At 54.9% G+C, this 18,503-nt stretch carries 15 protein-coding genes; 11 read left to right on the top strand and 4 right to left on the bottom strand.

Annotated elements, in window-relative coordinates:
• Position 1 precedes the first annotated feature (1 nt).
• Positions 2–1,264: a glycosyltransferase gene (locus G516_RS0111870; RefSeq protein ID WP_028293847.1), complete on the top strand. Its 1,263-nt coding sequence runs from the start codon at positions 2–4 to the stop codon at positions 1,262–1,264.
• A gap of 76 nt (positions 1,265–1,340) precedes the next feature.
• Positions 1,341–2,687: an AAA family ATPase gene (locus G516_RS0111875; RefSeq protein WP_028293848.1), complete on the top strand. Its 1,347-nt coding sequence runs from the start codon at positions 1,341–1,343 to the stop codon at positions 2,685–2,687.
• 11 nt (positions 2,688–2,698) lie between these two features.
• Here the strand turns inward: G516_RS0111875 and G516_RS0111880 are convergent, their stop codons facing one another.
• Positions 2,699–3,913 carry a glycosyltransferase gene (locus G516_RS0111880; protein ID WP_028293849.1) on the bottom strand — a complete coding sequence of 405 codons (1,215 nt, stop codon included), beginning with the start codon at positions 3,911–3,913 and terminating at the stop codon, positions 2,699–2,701.
• A 137-nt stretch (positions 3,914–4,050) separates the two neighbouring features.
• On the opposite strand from G516_RS0111880, the gene ung reads away from it, so the two are divergent.
• The 3 genes from ung (at position 4,051) to G516_RS0111900 (ending at position 6,205) form a co-directional block, all read left to right on the top strand.
• On the top strand, positions 4,051–4,728 hold the full coding sequence (gene ung, locus G516_RS0111885; protein ID WP_028293850.1) for a uracil-DNA glycosylase: 678 nt from the start codon (positions 4,051–4,053) through the stop codon (positions 4,726–4,728).
• 247 nt (positions 4,729–4,975) lie between these two features.
• On the top strand, positions 4,976–5,377 hold the full coding sequence (locus G516_RS0111890) for a c-type cytochrome (RefSeq protein WP_245582665.1): 402 nt from the start codon (positions 4,976–4,978) through the stop codon (positions 5,375–5,377).
• 324 nt (positions 5,378–5,701) lie between these two features.
• Positions 5,702–6,205, top strand: a complete 504-nt coding sequence (locus tag G516_RS0111900) for a hypothetical protein (RefSeq protein WP_211225106.1) — start codon at positions 5,702–5,704, stop codon at positions 6,203–6,205.
• Between the two features lie 98 nt (positions 6,206–6,303).
• On the opposite strand, the gene gloA is transcribed toward G516_RS0111900, so the two are convergent.
• A complete protein-coding gene (gloA, locus tag G516_RS0111905) occupies positions 6,304–6,702 on the bottom strand; it encodes a lactoylglutathione lyase (protein WP_028293854.1) in 399 nt (132 codons plus the stop codon).
• 49 nt (positions 6,703–6,751) lie between these two features.
• Positions 6,752–7,387: an endonuclease III gene (gene nth, locus G516_RS0111910; RefSeq protein WP_028293855.1), complete on the bottom strand. Its 636-nt coding sequence runs from the start codon at positions 7,385–7,387 to the stop codon at positions 6,752–6,754.
• Between the two features lie 166 nt (positions 7,388–7,553).
• Here nth and G516_RS0111915 point away from each other — a divergent pair, with 166 nt between their 5' ends.
• The 6 genes from G516_RS0111915 (at position 7,554) to G516_RS0111940 (ending at position 16,884) form a co-directional block, all read left to right on the top strand.
• On the top strand, positions 7,554–8,027 hold the full coding sequence (locus tag G516_RS0111915) for a GAF domain-containing protein (RefSeq protein ID WP_028293856.1): 474 nt from the start codon (positions 7,554–7,556) through the stop codon (positions 8,025–8,027).
• 3 nt (positions 8,028–8,030) lie between these two features.
• Positions 8,031–8,894, top strand: coding sequence for an EAL domain-containing protein (locus G516_RS22215; protein ID WP_051219357.1), 864 nt, complete (start codon positions 8,031–8,033; stop codon positions 8,892–8,894).
• A 137-nt stretch (positions 8,895–9,031) separates the two neighbouring features.
• Positions 9,032–11,467, top strand: coding sequence for a flagellin N-terminal helical domain-containing protein (locus G516_RS25175; RefSeq protein WP_028293857.1), 2,436 nt, complete (start codon positions 9,032–9,034; stop codon positions 11,465–11,467).
• 59 nt (positions 11,468–11,526) lie between these two features.
• Complete coding sequence (locus G516_RS0111930) at positions 11,527–11,925, top strand: flagellar protein FlaG (RefSeq protein ID WP_028293858.1); 399 nt, start codon at positions 11,527–11,529, stop codon at positions 11,923–11,925.
• A gap of 97 nt (positions 11,926–12,022) precedes the next feature.
• Positions 12,023–15,973: a flagellar filament capping protein FliD gene (gene fliD / locus G516_RS0111935; RefSeq protein WP_028293859.1), complete on the top strand. Its 3,951-nt coding sequence runs from the start codon at positions 12,023–12,025 to the stop codon at positions 15,971–15,973.
• Positions 15,974–16,476: 503 nt separating this feature from the next.
• Positions 16,477–16,884, top strand: a complete 408-nt coding sequence (locus G516_RS0111940; RefSeq protein WP_028293860.1) for an ester cyclase — start codon at positions 16,477–16,479, stop codon at positions 16,882–16,884.
• 108 nt (positions 16,885–16,992) lie between these two features.
• On the opposite strand, the gene G516_RS0111945 is transcribed toward G516_RS0111940, so the two are convergent.
• Positions 16,993–18,498, bottom strand: a complete 1,506-nt coding sequence (locus tag G516_RS0111945; RefSeq protein ID WP_036536155.1) for a tripartite tricarboxylate transporter permease — start codon at positions 18,496–18,498, stop codon at positions 16,993–16,995.
• Positions 18,499–18,503 lie beyond the last annotated feature (5 nt).

An 18,503-nucleotide genomic window follows, 5' to 3' on the forward strand; every position in this document is an offset into this window, starting at 1 on the left:
CATGAATACGGAACTGCCGACATCACGCCCGATCAAGGTCGGAATCCTGATTGCCACACTGGGGGTTGGTGGAGCCGAACGCATGGCGCTGGCGGTTGCCAGAGCCTTGTTGGATGTGGGTATGGATGTGCGCTTTTACTGCATAGACCCAGTCGGCAATATGCCCCTGCCGGGCACACCAGAACAGCAGCAGGAGTTGGCTGAGCGCATCACCGTCCTGAACACGATTCTGCCCAAATCGACCCTGCAAAAAGCTTTGGCCTTTCCCCGTACTCATTGGCGCTTTCGCCGCCTGGTTCAGCAGCACCAGCTGGATTTGGTCATCAGTTTTATGGAGCGGGCCAATATCCTCAATTTGCTGGGGACCCGTAAGGTCGCCCGGATCATCTCGATTCGCAAGCACCTGAGTATGGCACTGGCGGACAAGGATGCTCTCAAGCGGTCTTTGGTGAAAGCCGGTTACTCGGTGTTGTTGGGGCGAGCTGACAATATCAATTTGAATTCAGCAGAAGCAGCGGAAGATTTGCAGCAGTTGTTTCCGGGGATACAGCGGGTCTCGGTCATCAACAATTTCTATGATCAGCAAATGCAGCAAAAAGCACAGCAGCAGCTGCCACCGGAAGCGTTGGCCATGCTGCAAGGAAACAGTGTGCTGACCTGTGGTCGGCTGGTGAAAGTGAAGCGACAGGACGCGTTGATACGAGCCTTTACCCATGCAACCCGTGAGCGACCCGACACCCGCCTGGTGATTGTCGGCGACGGCCCTGAGCGCGAACGCTTGCAACAGCTGATTGATCGGCTGGGTATGCAGCAGCGCATTCATCTGGCCGGATTTCAGGCCAATCCATACGCCTGGGTTGGACGTTGCAGTGTGTTTGTTTTGTCTTCTCGCTCGGAAGGCTTTCCCAATGCCTTGCTGGAAGCGATGGCTTTGGGCCGCCCGGTGATTTCTGCCGATTGCCGCTCGGGGCCCAGGGAATTGCTGGCACCAGACACTCGTCCGAGTCAGAAAACCGGTGGTATCGACCACGCTGCGTTTGGTGTGCTGACGGCACCACTTGAAGATCGCCCCAATTCTGGTGAAACTTTAACCGCTGCGGAGTTGTCTCTGGCTGACGCCATTAAAACCCTGCTGGAAGACTCCGGCTTACAATCGCATTATCGGCAGCAAGCGCTGTTACGCGCCGGAGATTTCAGCCGCGATACCATTCTGGACCAGTGGGTGAAACTGGTGGTGAACCACACTCAATGCTCTGACCAATAGCGACATCGTTGTAACTCGCGGCGCTTTCTAGCGAGTCGTCTATACTGGAAAGGACTTCCATGGAGGTTGTGACGTTATGGACGGAACACACAACGCTAGTGCTCAAACCGACATTCTTCTGATCGACAGTCGTTTCCGCTACTGTCTGGATACCTTGCAGCGAATGCTGACATCCGGCCTTGGCCCAGCCTGTATTCATGGCGAGTGGGGGGCGGGCAAATCCACCTTGTTACGGGCTCTTGAAAGCCGCTTGAGCCGTGACGGACACCTCGTGGTGGTAGTGAACGACGCATCATTATCGAGTCATTCGGTCTTGCTGGATATTTGTCAGCGCCTGGGCATTGCCTGTCCGGATGTGCAACAAACCGATCTGGTACTGTCCCGGATTGCAGAGGCTCTGATTCGAAACGCGCCTCAGCAACGGATGATGTTGCTGGTGGATGATGCCGACACATTGTCATCCCGCAGTTGGGAGTTGGTGTTCCGACTGGCTTTCTCCGACCCCAATGGCGAGCAGCTCTTGCCGGCGGTGTTTACTACCGAAGCGCCATTGGCTGACTACCCATGGCAATTTCAAGGCACCATCGGGGGCTATTCAAGAGCCGGGTTTCGGCGTTTTGTTGCCGAGCTGGCCATGCAGAAAGGCGGTGCAATTGCCTTCGCTGACGACTCGCTGGATATGATCTACGACTACAGCAGCGGTTTTCCCGGTAGTTTCTATGCCCTGTGCAGCCAGTGTCTGGCGGCCGCGGAATGGCATGGTCGAACCATCGTGGATACCTCGATGGTTGAGTCTGTAGTGAGTGCGACCCAGCAACAGCAGCCAGCTACCCAGTATCAGTCCATTGATGATGACGACGAGGATGAACCAGAACCACAAGGATGGTTTGATCGTATTCTGAGTTGGGCTGATGGTCACCCGGTAGGTAGTAAGCGCATTGCTGGTGCCGTTGCGGCCATGCTTGTGCTCGCGGTGGTGGTTAATTACACCACGTCTGAAACCCGCTTGATTGTTGCTCCAGACCTAGTGAAGTCGTTGGAGACCCGTCAGGCCAAGCCGGCCGAGAATTCCATGCAGTTGTTCGAGGCCGAACGGGTAATGGAGCAAAACCCACCAGCAGCCAGTCACAACAGCAAGCAAGCGGCTCCTGCTGCCAGTGAAGAGGCCACGAATTCTGCCGCTGCGGCGCCATCAGATCCGACGCTGTGGCAGCGTATTCACTTTTTGCTGTTTGGCACGACAGCCCAGAGCCAGCACGACGCGGATTCCGAACAGTTGGCTGCTGCAAGCGGGAATGACGCCAGTGAGGAGGCTATGACGGTGATGAAATCGGAAGACCTGGCCGTCAAGCTGGCGGAGCCCTCAAGGCAGGAGCCGAGAGAGAATCCAGCGGAAAACTTTGATCTTTCCGCTGTCGAATAGCACGGCTGCCGTTAACCGGACTTCTTGGGGTCCCAGCGCACTGGCTGGTGGCCTTTGAGAAAATCGATGCCGCCCAGTGCGGTACCGATGTTGCCCACGGCAAAGTAAAAACAGACCGACAAGAGTTTGTTTAGCGGCCCCAGTGAGGGCACGCGGTCGGCCGCCAGCCACTGCACCAGTGCAGCGCCATAAATGCCCAGCTGTGGCAGTAGCAACAGCAGCATCCAGCTACATTGGGCAATCAACGCCAGACTACTTAGCAGCAAAATTACCAAAAACCAGGGCAACATACGGCGCATCACCTTGTTGATGAACAGGCCGACGGCAATTTGCCAGCTTGTGCAGGCTGGGTTGAGTACCCGGCGGTTCAGCCATATACCGCGCAGGGAGCGATTCACAATTCGGCGGCGGCGTGATACTTCATGGGATGACCCCCGGGAAGGTGTTTTGATCCAGGCTTTGGCGGTAGGCTCAAAGCGGAACACATAGCCTTGCGCCAAAATTGTCAGGCAGGTGTAGAGATCATCGGTAACCGCAGCCGCAACCCCTTGAAACAGTGACCGACGAATGGCGTATATCTTGCCATCGTTAGACGTCACACTGCCCAACCGGGATTCGAGAATCTTCAACTTGCTGTCGGCATCAATATAGGTCGACTGAGCGGATTGCAGCTGCGCCGTCCCTGCACCACTTGATGCCGCACCGGCGTGACCGGACTCACCGATTAATCGTTGGCCGCCAACCCCGCCCACCTTTTCATCGCTAAAGTGCTTGGCCAGCTGTCTGGCGGCACCCGGCTCCAACATGGCATCTGCATCGGTGAACAATACGATATCGCCCTTGCAGTGTGGCATGCCGGTGTTCAGCGCTTCGTGCTTGCCAAGGTGTGCGGGCAGCGCCATGGCTGTCAGGGCTGGATGTTCGATGGCGTTCAGAATCTCCATGGTACGGTCATCCGAACCATCGGAAACTACCACGACGTCCAGCTTGTCGGCCGGGTAATCCAGTGCCAGAGCGTTGTCGACTTTTTGCTGGATCAGGTGTTCACCATTGCGCACAGCAACCAGAACAGACAGCGATGGCAGCTGTTCATCGTCAAGCGGAGCCGGTATCGGGTTAGCGGCGTCGGGGTGTTGTTTCCGGTACAGCCAAAGAAATGCCGGGTAACCGACAAACAATGCCGCAATGGCGAATATGGATAACAGCAGCAGCCCCCAGGCGATCATCGATTGTTCCTTTTTGGCAGTGGTTGGGTGTCCCTTGTCGCTGGACCTTGCAGCCTCATTCTATGGCCGGTAGGCAGCAGGTCAACGGCTGGTTTTGATATAGTAACGGCTTTTGATCTTCGAGCACGGACACAGGCATGTCGAAAGCAGGCGAACTTCATCCATCCTGGCAAGCGGTTATTGGCCAGGAACTGGAACAACCCTACATGCAGGCGCTGAAAGCGTTCCTGACTGAGGAAAAATCCCAACAGAAGGTGATCTTCCCGCCAGGTCATTTGATCTTTAACGCGTTTAACCACACACCATTTGATCAAACCCGGGTTGTGATCATTGGTCAGGACCCATACCACGGCCCAGGTCAGGCGATGGGGCTGAGCTTTTCTGTCCCACAAGGGGTACGGGTACCGCCGTCGCTGGTGAATATTTTTAAGGAAATTGAATCTGACCTAGGCATTGCCATGTCTGGAAGTGGCGATTTAACCCCTTGGGCAGAGCAGGGCGTCTTGCTGTTGAATGCCACGCTTACGGTAGAACAGGCCAAGGCTGGATCGCACCAGAAAAAGGGCTGGGAGCAGTTTACCGATGCAGCCATTCGGGCACTGAATGAACAGCGCAGTGGCCTGGTGTTTGTGTTGTGGGGCAGCTACGCCCAGAAGAAAGGCGCTTTCATCGATCAGAATCGTCATCTGGTGCTGAAATCGGTGCATCCGTCGCCATTGTCTGCCCACCGTGGTTTCTTTGGTCTGCGACAGTTTTCGACCATCAACCAGTATCTACAGCAGCAGGGCCAGCAGCCGATTGACTGGTCCTTGTAGGACTGCCCGAAGCTCGTCCCTAAACAAGATCCAACACACTGCTTAAAAGTGCGCTGCCGACAAGTGTAATCGGCAGCGGTATTGATCTGAAACGGGGCTGCGTTGAGCAGCCTTGACCAGCCTCATAAACACCCCTTAAACAGTACTCAAGTACAGCAGAACGGCCTTGAAAGGCAGACTTAGACTGGGTTCACCAAGTGATTTTCAAGCGGATTAATCTGATCCGACATTGATGAGGAGTGTTCCCATGAAAGCTATGTTTACTGTTGCATCATCGCCCTTGTTTGCCAGTCTGATCGCGGCTTCTGCGCTGCTGGTTGGCGCAACCTTCAGCCACGCCGATGCCATGCTGTCGGCACAGGGGAAGGTACTGTTCGCACACAATTGTCACGCTTGCCATTCCGAAGACTCAGCTCGCAATACCTTTGGCCCGAGTCTGTCTGGTGTGGTCGGGCGTAAGGCGGCTAGCGTGCCCCGGTTTGCCTACTCGGATGCCATGAAAGCATCGGGTCTGGTTTGGAGCGAAGACAATCTGCGGATGTGGATTGCCGACAACGTCAAGTTGGTACCGGGTACTCGCATGCGCCATGTGGCCATCTCGGACAAGGCTGAACAGGATTACATTCTGGCGTACCTGAAGACCTTGTAAATCGTGCCGACGGCCGTGAAGAAGTACGCACGGCTCTGGTGTTTGATAGCTGCTTGCGAGGCTCAGCCCTCGCGGGCAGGTAGCTGTTTTAGTGCCTGTGGCTCTTCAGCAGCCGACTTCCCTCATGAACAAGGGTTCCGCATTCAAGGCTGCCCATCCAGCAATCAGGCTCAATCCGTGTGTTGCCGCGGATAACCCCAGCTTAAATGGAACCCAGACCGATAGTCCCAGTCGCATAGAGTACCAACAGGATGGGGAATTCTGCGGCTCACGGGCTGAGAATCTCCTGTCTTTTCTGTTCAAGAATCAAGAGAGGTAACCGATTTGTCTGGTTCTGATTCCGATCACGGAGCAAAGGAACGCTCGCCGCTGGTGCATTACCGTATTGGTGTGGCGCTGCTGTTTTCGGGCATTTTTCATTTAATATCCCTGCTGCTGGTATTTCTGGCGTTCTACGATTTCTTTACTGGCCTGGGCGCGCCTGAACTCGATATGGTCACTCACGTGATCAAGTCGATTAACAATCTGGTAATTGCATTGGCCATGTATGAATTGGGCATTGGGGTTGGCAAGGAGTACACCGCCGATGAGCGTGGTGAGAATATCTTTGTGAGTCTGCGGCGTACCATTTCGCGCTTTGTCGGCACGGTATGTATTGCGCTGGTGCTGGAAGCGCTGATCATGATCATCAAGTACAGCCAGCTGGAGTTGGCAGGTAACCTGTTTTACCCGGTGGCTATTTTGGGGGCGTGTGCCTTGCTGCTGTGTTCGCTGGGGGTGTTCCTGTCGCTGACACACAAGCTGTGTGGCCCATCAGAGTCTGACTGACACAGTCTGAAAAGCCATATCTTTTGCAGGCCTCGTCCTGAGGCCTGTTACTACTTCACCAGCGCACAGACACAGAGCGCCGATTACAACAGCGCAAGTCAGAATGCGCTGGATGCTTTCTTCTCAATCAACTCAATCTTGTAGCCATCCGGGTCTTCCACAAAGGCAATGATGGTGCTGCCGCCTTTGACGGGGCCGGCGTCACGACTGACTTTGCCACCGGCATTACGAATGCGCTCGCAGGCGGCTGCGGCATCGTCTACTTCCAATGCAATGTGGCCATAGGCGTTGCCAAGGTCGTATTCGGACTGGCCCCAGTTATAGGTCAGCTCGATCACGGCACCTTCGCTTTCTGGCTGATAGCCCACAAACGCGAGGGTGTATTGGTATTCTTCGTTATCGTGCTGACGCAGAACCTGCATACCCATGATGTTGGTGTAAAAATCGATGGAGCGTTGCAGGTCGCCAACGCGCAGCATGGTGTGGAGCATTCTCATATTCGGTGATCCTGTATCAAGCGGGTGGGTCGGATCTGGCGGTTGCGGCTCAGTCCGACGTCTTCTGTTTGAACTCGCACAAATCTTCAATCAGGCAAGCGCCACACTTGGGTTTGCGGGCCACGCAGGTATAGCGGCCGTGCAAAATCAGCCAGTGGTGAGCGTCCAGCCGAAATTCTTTTGGCACCAGTCGCAAGAGCCGTTGTTCTACTTCGTCGACATCCTTGCCCGGTGCAATGCGAGTTCTGTTCGACACTCTAAAGATATGTGTATCGACCGCAATCGTTGGCTGGCCGAACGCAGTGTTCAGCACCACGTTGGCAGTTTTACGGCCAACGCCGGGAAGGGCGACCAGCTCGTCGCGGGTTTGCGGCACTTCGCTGTTGTGCTGTTGGATCAGTATCTCGCACAGCTTGATGACGTTCTTGGCCTTGCTGTTAAACAAGCCAATGGTCTTGATGTATTCCTTCACGCCTTCTTCCCCAAGGGCCAGTAAGCTCTCGGGGGTGTTGGCTACAGGATACAGTTTGCGGGTGGCCTTGTTGACCGAGACATCGGTGGCCTGTGCCGATAGCAGTACGGCGATCAGTAATTCGAAAGGCGTGCTGTATTCAAGCTCGGTTTCCGGGTGCGGGTTGGCGTCGCGCAGGCGCGAGAAAATTTCGATGCGTTTTTCTTTATTCATGGATCACGGTTGCAGTTGTGTGCAGTCGCACGAGTATAAAGAATGGGCAATTTATGCCCAATAGTTTGATTGGATTGAAAACCCGGCCGTGTCTATTGATCATGACGGTAAGTGGGTACTAGCTTTGATTCAAACCGCGTTGGATTTGAACAGGAGGTTCATTGACATGATGTCAGCTGGCTCTTTTTACAAAGATGGTCAGGGTGCGGAGCTGTTGGCTCGATTGAGTGTCGCGGCCAATGACCAGCACGAGTGGGAGGCTTTGCTGTCGTCACTGTTGCGGTTTGTGCGTCGCAGCTTCAGCATGGAAGTGGCGTTTATTTCCGAGTTTCAGAATGGTCGCCGGTATTTCCGTCATATCAATGCCGACGAATTGTTTTGCCCGATTGAGGTCGACGGCTCCGACCCGCTCGACGACAGTTACTGCAAACGCATCGTCAACAAGGAGCTGCCGGGGCTGATTATTGATGCCTGCCAACTGCCATTGGCGCTGGAAATTCCGGCGACCCGATCGCTTCCCATTGGTACTCACCTGAGTGTTCCCATCGTCCTGAACGACGGCAGTATTTACGGGACCTTTTGTTGCTTCAGCCGCGATGTGGTGCTGGACATAGGTCACCGTGACCTTGAATTCATGTAATTGATGGCTGCGCTGGTTGGACGGTTTATCTCTGCCGATGTGCTGTACGCTCGCCAGCGTCAGAGCATGATTCAACGGCTGCGGCAGTTTATGGAATCCCGGGCGATTGAGATCGCCTTGCAGCCGGTCTTCACGTTGCAGCAAGGTGATGATCAGATTCGAATGCAACCTTATGCCCAAGAGGCGCTGGCGCGTTTCCGTTGTCCACAACAAGGTGGCTTGGAGGAAGAATGCCGGGACGGCTGGCTGGACGATGTTGAATCGGTCTTTCACGACGCTACTGAAGTCGGCCTGGCGGTACCGCTGGAGCTGAAATGTCTGAAGCTGGCGTTGGCCCGTTTGCCGCTGCTGGCAGAGGGCGAACTGCTGTCGGTCAACCTCTCTGCTGCGGTACTGTGCAGCAAGGAGTGCAGCGAGTTTCTGTTGCGGCAGTCCCTTGATCGGCTGGTGATTGAAATTACCGAGCGCGAGGCGGTGGCGCTCTACAGCGATTTGGTGTTTGTGTTGGACCGGTTGCGTGCGGCAGGTGCCCGCGTAGCTGTTGATGACGCTGGCGCAGGATACGCTTCAATGAAACACGTACTGGTTCTGAAACCCGACTGGATCAAGCTCGACCGCAGTTTGGTCGCGTCCATTCATCTGGACCATGAGCAACAGGCGATGGTGCGTTCGCTGGTGGGGTATGCAGCCGAAGTGGGCTCACTGGTGATTGCAGAAGGTTTGGAATCCAGTGACGAACTGCGCTGTGTCTACGATCTTGGGGTGCGTTATGGTCAGGGCTACCTGCTACAAAAACCGCGCCTGAGCCCACTAAGCGACGATAAAACAGCACAAAAACCAACCACAGATGGCGGAAAATCGTCATAAACGGCGGGACCCAATAAATCGCAAAAAAAATTCTAAAGTCCCCAAAAAGGGTGCCGTTAACCCCTATGACAATGTCAGGCGGAGCACTGCCCATTACCGAGGTGGTGGTTGCTCCAGATTCTCATAGGAGATTAACCATGCCACAAGTAATTAATACCAACATCGCATCTCTGAATGCTCAGCGTAATCTGAACACTTCACAGTCTGCGAACCAAACGGCAATGGAGCGTTTGTCTTCCGGCCTGCGCATTAACAGTGCAGCGGACGACGCGGCTGGTCTGGCCATTTCTACTCGCTTCACTTCCCAAATTAACGGTCTGACCGTTGCTACCCGAAATGCCAACGATGGTATTTCCCTGGTGCAAACGGCAGAAGGTGCTCTGAGCTCCATTAACGAAAACCTGCAGCGTATTCGTGAACTGGCGGTTCAGTCTTCCAACGCCACCAACTCCGATGTTGACCGCGAAGCCCTGCAGGCTGAGGTTGACCAGCTGGTGTCTGAAATCAGCCGTACCGCAGAAGACACCGACTTCAACGGCAGTACCCTGCTGGACGGTTCTTTCTCTGCCACCTTCCAGGTGGGTGCTAACGCGGGCCAGACCGTAGACGTGTCTATCTCTGAGCTGACCGCTGACAAGATGGGTTCTTCCGACCAGTCTGGTGTGTCTGCACAGGGGGTAGGCTCCGCACTGGAAAATGGTGACCTCAACATCAATGGTGTTGCCATTCAGGCATCCATTGCCAACGACGATGACCTCTCTTTCACCGATAAGGAAATGAGCGGTATCTCGAAAGCAGCAGCCATCAACGCATCTACTGCTGAAACCGGTGTGACTGCAACCGTTGACGAAAACGTGATGCTGGGTTCCACCATGGACGAAGCAACCACCGCAGCGGCTGCGATTACCATTGACCTCAACGGTGTTGAGATCAGCCTGGAAGGTACGGCCAACTCCACCGAAGCGGAAAAATCCGGTACTCGTGGTTCTGTGGTGGCGGCGATCAACGCCAAGTCCGAACAGACCGGTGTAACGGCATCTGACGGCGGTGAGGCGGGCGGCGTTGTGCTGACTGCGTCCGACGGTCGTAACATTACCCTGACCAGTGCCGCCAACGACCTGAGTGCTTATGGTCTGGCCGATAGCGATACCGCTGCAGGTAATACCGATACCTCTTACGCTGGTTTCACTCTGACCGCAGAGAATGCCAACACCGATATTGTGATCACGGGTGGCAATGATACCGGCAACGGCAATATTGAAAACTCTGGTCTGCAGGCGGGTACCTACAGCGCTCAGACGGCTTATACCTCAACCACCGAGCAATCCGTAGGCGCAGCCAATGATGACGGTTTGGTCGGTAGCGCTGCTGCTGCCGCTGCTGATATCACGACCATCGGTAACGAGTATGGACTGACTATTGCGAACGCTGCGGGTGCTACGGCGGCGGATTTCAACACCGCATTGGCTGACGCCGGTTTTGGCGACATTACTGTGGGCGGTACCAACGTTGAAGACATTCGAGTTGCTGTTGCCTCGGCCGCAGCCTCCGAAAAAGCCCTCGACGATGGTGACCTGGTGCTCAATGGTGTTGCCATCCAGGCATCCAGCTCACTGGATGACACGGCTTCGGATACCACGGCTGGCTCTTCAGATTCCTCGGCTTCTGGTATTGCCATTGCCGCGGCGATCAATAAAGCTACGGATGACACCGGCGTATCGGCCAGTGTTAACGCGACGGAAGTATCCGGCGGTGAGTACAGTGGTGCACTGACCTTTGGTGCCACAGCGGGTGCTGTGACCATTGGTGACAGCATGACGCTGACCATCAACAATGTCGAAGTGACCCTGACTGAAACCGGTGACTACGAAACCAACAAGGCGAACGCGATAACTGCCATTAACTCGGTCAGTGGTCAAACCGGGGTGGTTGCAGAAGACAACGGTGAAACCCTCACGCTGACAGCCTCTGATGGCCGTAACATCTCGCTGTTTGCTGACTCGGCGACGGCTTCTGAAGCGGTCACTGACGTAGGTACGTCGATTGAGAACTTCGGTCTGAGCTCAGACAGTGTGGGTCAGGATACTGGTGCCACCACCGTTGATGAGTTCAGCTACGCTGATGGTGCCAAAACCACGTACTCTACCGTGACTCTGCAAAGCGCTAATGGCTTTGAAGTGGAATACGGCAGCAATGGCTCCAAAGGCCTGGATGACACTGGCTTCAAGGCAGGCACTTACGGTGGTGGTGAAGACGGTCAGGCGCTGTCTGACATCGACATCACGACCTTTGAAGGCGCGCAAATGGCCATTACCGCCGTCGACAACGCCATTCAACAGGTGGCCAGCCAGCGGGCTGACCTCGGTGCGGTGCAGAACCGTCTGGAATCCACGGTGAGCAACCTGGCCATTACATCCGAAAACCTGAGTTCTGCGAACTCCCGTATTCAGGATGCGGACTTTGCAGCAGAAACCGCGGAGATGTCTCGTACTTCCGTGCTGCAGCAGGCGGGTATTTCGGTACTGGCACAGGCGAACGCCGCTGGCCAGAACGTACTGTCACTGCTGGGTTAATCCTCGGGTCGGTGACCGCAAGGTCACCTTCTTTTGAATTTTAACCTGTGAGGTGAGCCATGAATGAAATCAGTATGGATCGTCCTGAAAGACTGAGCATCAACACCCTGCAAGTTGGTGGCCAGTCCATGAAGGCAAAAAGTGCTTACCAGGAATCGTCTGTTGCTCAAATTGACAGCGGCAAGGTTTCGCCAGAGGCAGAAACCAAAGGGAATGAAATGGCCGCTGTAGAACCAGAAAAGGTTCAGGAAGCTGTAAGCCGTATTAACGAATACGTGCAGCAATCCGAACGCAGTCTTGAGTTTCGAATGGATGATACCAGTGGCCGTACGGTGATCCGGGTGTACGACAAGCAATCAGAAGAGCTGATTCGTCAAATGCCCAGTGAACTGGCACTGGAACTGGCGCAGAAATTGAATGACGAGGAACCATCGTTATTGTTCAGCGCTCAGGTGTAACAAGCACACAATTTTACACTTAAGTGAAACCCACACTGGCCGATAACGCTGGTGTGGGTTTTTTTATGGGTGCCGTTTTTCGCACCGGGAGTTCAACATGGCAACAGTAGAAACGCTGGGTCTTGGGTCCGGGGTTCTGACCACCGAATTGATGGAAAGCATCATCGCTGCCGAGCGTGAAGCATCCGACAGCCGGTTGGAATCGGAACAGGAGCTGATTGAGGCTCGTATTACCGCGTTTGGCGAAATCCAGTCGCTGCTGTCGACCATGGACTCTGCGGTCAGTGCGCTGGCCAGCCCATCGGAAGCGGCTTCCACAACCGCCACGTCTTCCAATGAAAGCATTCTGACGGCGACCACATCCAGCTCGGCCGACCCGGGCACCTACACGGTAGAAGTGCAAGCCACCGCCAAGGCCCATGCACTGGCGACCTCTGCGTTCGACAGCAGCAGTGAAATCATCGGCACCGGCAAACTGGTATTCAGCTTCGGCACCAATATTTATGACAACGATGGCAATATCATCGGCCAGGAAATCAATCCGGATCAGGCCGGTGCGACCATTGAGATTGATGAGTCCAATCACACACTGAGCGGCATTCGCGACGCCATTAATAACGAAGATTTTGGCGTCACGGCCAGCATTGTGAACGATGGTAATGGCTATCGTCTGTTGGTGACATCGGATGAAACCGGTGAAGAATACGCCATGAACATTCAGGCGCAGGACGCCAATGGCAATGCCTTGTCGGACGGCCTGGCGGCGCTGGCCTACAACGCCAACCAGTCGGCCTACACCAGTATGGAACAAACCAGTCAGGGTTCGGATGCCTTGCTGGTGGTGAACGGTCTGGAGATCACCCGTAGCAGCAACGACGTCAACGAAGTGATCAACGGCGTCACGCTGAACCTGAAAAGCGCCGACGTGGGCACCAGTGTGACCATTACCGTGGCCGCCGATACCGAACAGCTGGCCGAAAACATTCAGGCTTTCGTTGACGCCTACAACGAATACAAAACCTTCACCGACGAAGTCACCGCCTACGACACCACCAGCGAAACCGGTGGCGTGCTGTTGGGTGACTCCACCTTGCGGACGATTCAGTCGCAAATTCGTTCCTTGCTGAGCCAACCCATCACCGGCCTCGATGGCACCTCTTACCGCTCGCTGACAGAGCTTGGGGTGACGTCCGACCAGGACAATGGCTACCTGCTGGAATTTGACCAATCGACCTTCCAGACCGCCATGACCGAAGCGCGTAGTTCGGTGATTGGCATCATGGCCAAATCCGGGGTCACGTCCGACAGCCAGATCACCTACGTTAACGACTCGATCAATACCCAGCCGGGCACCTACGATGTGGTGATTACCCAGTTGGCGACCCAGGCCGTCTACGAGGGCGGTTCGGTCAGCGGCATGGATTTCAGCTCGCCGGTGGTGATTGACGATGAAAACGACAATTTCACCATCAACGTCAATGGCAAAACCGGCAGCGTGTCGTTAACCCAGGGCAGCTACGATTCCGCCGATGCACTGGCGCGTGAATTGGCGTTGCAGATCAACAGTTCGGAAAGCATTGCCAACAACGGCTATTCCGTGACGGTGGCCTACGACGAAACCAAACAGTCATTTGATATTACCTCCAACACGTATGGTTCATCGTCGCAGGTGTACTTCACCAGCGTCGATACCAACACCGCCAACACGCTGGGTTTCAATACTCTGGATTCGGGTACCTACGAAGGCGCTCAGCTGACTACCCTGAATGCGGCGGCCTTTAACGGCAAAGGCGCAAGCACACTGGCCGGTAGCCGTACCGTGGCAGAAGACGACGGTATTGATTTTGCCGCCAGTAACGCCAGCTTTTCGCTGTCGGTCGATGGTGCTGCCGCGGTGGCGGTGTCGGTTACCCAGAACGCAGCCGGTAACGACCTGAATGGCGATGGCGTGTTTGGCGATCGTGAAGATACCTTGCAGGCCATTCAGACAGCGATTGATGCCACCGCCTTGGCTGGAGAAGTAACGGCGTCGTTCAGTGACGACGGTTACCTGACCTTTACCACCGCCACCGCAGGTGCCAGTAAAAGCATTGAGATCACCAGTGTTGGCACGGGTACCTCCGATACCTTGCTGGGCCTGAGTGATACCGATGGCCCACAAAGTAACGGTAAGGACGCCGGCTTTACGCTGGCCAGCGATGTGGCGTTCCGGGTGGAAGTCGACGACGTTACCGGAGATTCACTGGTGACCGTGCCGGCGGGCACCTATGCCACCGGGGCCGACCTGGCCAATGCGGTTCAAAGTGCCATTCAAAGCAGCATCAGTGCCGATGCCAACCTGTCCGGGCTGGTCAGCGGTGCTGAAGTGGATACCGGTTCTCGTGATGTCAGCACCACCATCGACTTTGGTGCCACCAATGCGGGCTTTACGCTCAACGTGTCGGGCAACGAGCAAGAAATCGTTATCAACTCGTCCAGCGGTGACAACATCGCTGATATTCAAACCGCACTGGATGCCGCCTATGGCGCAGGTGTTGTGACCGCCAGCCTCAACGGCACCGGCCTGAAGCTCACCACCGACGCCACTGGCCATGAAGAGTACATCGAAGTGGTGGCCGATGGCCGCGGGGCGTACACCTCCAGCTTTGGTGATATCAGCAGCGGCATTGATTTCAGCAGCGACAACGCGGCCTTCACGCTGACGGTGGCAGGGCAGGAAATCGATGTCACCGTCGACGGTAATGGTGCCAGCGGCAGTAATGACGCCGACTCCAACCTGACGGTGATCCAGCAGGCCCTCGACGAGGCGCTGGTGGCCAGTGGCAGTTTTGCCGCCGGGGACATTGCCGCAAAAGTAGATGGTGCTGGCCAACTGTATTTTGAAACCGTCAGCCAGAATGGCATTCGTAATGCGGCGACCCTGGGGTCTTCTGCCAGCATTGAAGTGTCCAACGTGACGGGCAGTGCAGCAACGACGCTGGCGATGACGGCCGAAACCGCCACCAATGGCTACGATGGCCTGGGCCTGACGGACAGCGACCGTCATTACGGCTCCGACCTCGATACTGCGGTGAATTACGTGTACGACGCTGATGCGGATCTGGGCTCGCTGGAAATTACTATTGGTGGGCAGAGCCGCAGCATCGGCTTTACTGACTTGGATGCCGCCGCCACCGCGTTTCTGGGCTTGCAGGATGTCACTGTGTACTCTGCCGAGATTCCGACCGGCAAAGACGTGGAAGGTACCATTAACGGTATTGAAGCCTCTGGCAGTGGCCAGTTTCTGCGGGCCACCAACGGCAATACCGCCGCTACGCCTGGCTATTACATTGCCAACGAAGCCGCTGATTTTACTTCGGCGGTTACGCTGGATGCCGACAATAGCAAGTTCAGTATCAACATCGATGGGGTAGAGGCGGAAGTTCAGCTGAGCTATCCGGCGACCTACGTCAGTGGGTCTGCTCTTGCGTCGGCGTTGGAAACCGCCATTAACGGCACCTCGGCCTTCTCCGAAGAAAACATCAGTGTTTCTGTGGACTACACCGACGACAGCAGCTCGTTCGCCTACAACAAGCTGAGCATCATCTCGAACAGCTCGGGCAAGGACTCGGAAGTCGAAATCACGGAAATCAGTGCTGAAGCGTCGGCTGTATTTGGTTTCATCAAGGGCATCGGAGATGGTGAACGTGGGGCTGATGCTCAGGGCGATGTAGACGCGGCCTCTGGCTTGCGTTTGAAAGTGACAGGCGGCTCGGTTGGCGAGCGCGGCAGCGTGACCTATGTGTCGGGCTTTGGGGACCAGATGGCCGACCTGCTGGAATCCTTGTTGTCGGGCAGTGACTCTGTGATTCAATCCAAGCTGTCTTCATTGGAAGACCGAGCCACTGAGATTGAAGAAGAGAAGGCCGCGTTGGATGAACGTATGAACGTTCAGGAAGAATTGCTGAAGTCGGCGTTTTCCTACAACGATGCGCTGATCTCAACCCTGAACACCACGCTGGACTATATCGAACAGCAGTTCGAAGCCCTGAGTAACTCCAGCAGCTGATCGTCTAGACGGCACCCGTTAACGGGTGCCGTTCTGCTGTCATCTTTGTCCACTCGACAGTTTCGTCTTTCTCATTTCACTTCCTGATTCCAGTTCCTGATTCCAGTTCCTGATTCCAGTTCCTGATTCCAGTTCCTGATTCCAGTTCCTGATTCCAGTTCCTGGTTTCGCTTCAATCGCACTTCAATTCGACATTGCTACGTCACTCAATTGTGAGATTCGGTCGAGATTTTGACGATCTCCGATGAGTTGTTGACCAATTCCCTTTGCTGGCCGCTCTGATGTGGGTAAGGTCCTGATTACCCAAAAAACACACAGTGGTGCGCTGGTTGCAGTTTGGTACCAGAACGTATACGAACTACATATGATCCAATAAGAAAACAAATGTTCTGAAAAAGTGAACCAGGTCACGAAAATGACCCGGTTTCGTCACGACAAACTGAAACAATTGCTAAGATTGTCATTACATAAATACACAAACTCACATTCCCACGGAAATGGACATGTTTGAAGACAACAAGGTGCTCGTAGAGCAGTTTATTCAGAATGCCTGGGGAAAGGGTCGATTCAATCTGGTGCGACAGATGGTAAGCAGGGATTTTCTTTACCACGCCTCCCAGTCCATGCAGTCACAGGGCTTTGATGCCTTCGTGGATGAAATCGAATACCTTCAATCCGCCATCACAGATTACGATCTGACCATTGAAGACCTGATGTCTGACGGCGATCGCGCCATCAGCGTGATGACCCTGTGCGGCACCTTCAAAAAGCCGATTTTCGGTTTTCAGCCTCACAACAAGCTGGTGGGTATCACCATTGCGATTACCTGGACCCTTCAACGGGGTCGGGTGCGTCATATGAACCTGCTGGTGGATATTGCCCACATGCAGCGTCAGGTGGCGGCTGCTTAAGCCAGACTGACTGTCTGAACCATCGTTAGAAACGAAAATGGCCAGAAACAAAAACGCCTCGCAATGCGAGGCGTTTTTTTAGGTGCTATTTACATGGTATCGCTGGTATCAGCCGCGGCTCAGCTTGGGCTTCAGCCACTTGGTCCAGATCGGCGTTTGCGAGATAAAAATCAGGCAGATAGCGACGAACAGGACGATCGACAGTGGGCTGGCAAACAGGTTTATGAACAATGAGCCCATGTCTTCGCGTTCCGACATGATGGCGCGACGCCAGTTCTCATCAATCAGTCGGCTCAGAATCACGCCCAGAATGACCGGACCCACCTGATAACCGTACTGCTTCATAAAGTAGCCCAGTACACCGAAGCCCAGCATCCACCAGATATCGGCAATCGAGTTGTTGATGGCGTAGGCACCGACAATCGACAGCAGGAAGATCAGCGGGATCAGAATGCCTTTTGGCATCTCAACGATCTTGGCGAACAGTTTGATGCCGGTCAGGCCGAAGATCAGTACAAAGATGTTGGCGAGTGTCAGGTTACCGACGGTGAACCAGAACATATCTGGCTGCTCAGTCAGCAGCATTGGACCCGGGTTCAAGCCGTGAATAAACAGCGCACCAATGAACACCGCCGTGACGGCATCGCCCGGAATACCCAGCGTCAGCATTGGAATATAGGCACCACCCACCGCCGCGTTGTTGGCAGCTTCCGGTGCAATCAGACCTTCCTTGGCGCCTTTACCAAATGGCACTTCCGGATTCTTGGTAGAACGTTTGGCCTGATCGTAGGCCATCAGAGCGGCGATATCGCCACCGGTGCCCGGCAGGGAGCCAACAACCACACCAATGGAGGAGCTTTGCAGCGACAGTGGCAGGTACTTCTTGATGTCCTTCCACGACGGTACGATTTTGTCGACTTTCTGCTTGATGGCGGTCTTGTCGAGGTGATGCAGCTGGTTAAGGGCTTCGGCAATACCGAACATACCAATCATCACGGCCACCGGGTTAATGCCGTTCCACAGCTCAACAACGCCAAACGTGAAGCGCTCTTCTGCGGTCAGCGGGTCCAGGCCTACGGTACCAATCAGTACGCCCAGAGCACCGGCAAAAATGCCTTTTGAAAGGCTTTCACCAGACAGTGAACCCACCAGCAGAATGCCGATCAGGCCCAGCATCAGGTAATCCCGTGGCTGGAACTTGATGGCAAACTCACTGACGGTCGGCGCGGCGACAGACAGCACAATAATGCCGACAAAACCACCGATGACCGACATCACGGTTGAAAGGCCAATGGCACGGCCGGCTTCGCCCTTCTGGGCCATCGGGTAACCATCCAGTGCCGTGGCAATGGCGGACGGTGCGCCCGGAATGTTCAGCAGAATGGCCGTACGGGAACCGCCGTACACACCACCCATATAAATGCCCACCATCAGACACAGGGCGTTGTTCACTTCCCACGAGAACGTGAAGGAAATCAGAATCGATACCGCCATGGTCACAGACAGACCCGGAATGGCACCAACATAAATACCCAGGAAAGTACCCAGCGCCGTCAGCGCCAGCAGTTCCGGGTTAAGCCACGAGGTGGCGAAATAGGATAATGCTTCCAACATGGTGC

Source organism: Oceanobacter kriegii DSM 6294, from assembly GCF_000422845.1.
GTDB lineage: Bacteria > Pseudomonadota > Gammaproteobacteria > Pseudomonadales > Oceanobacteraceae > Oceanobacter > Oceanobacter kriegii.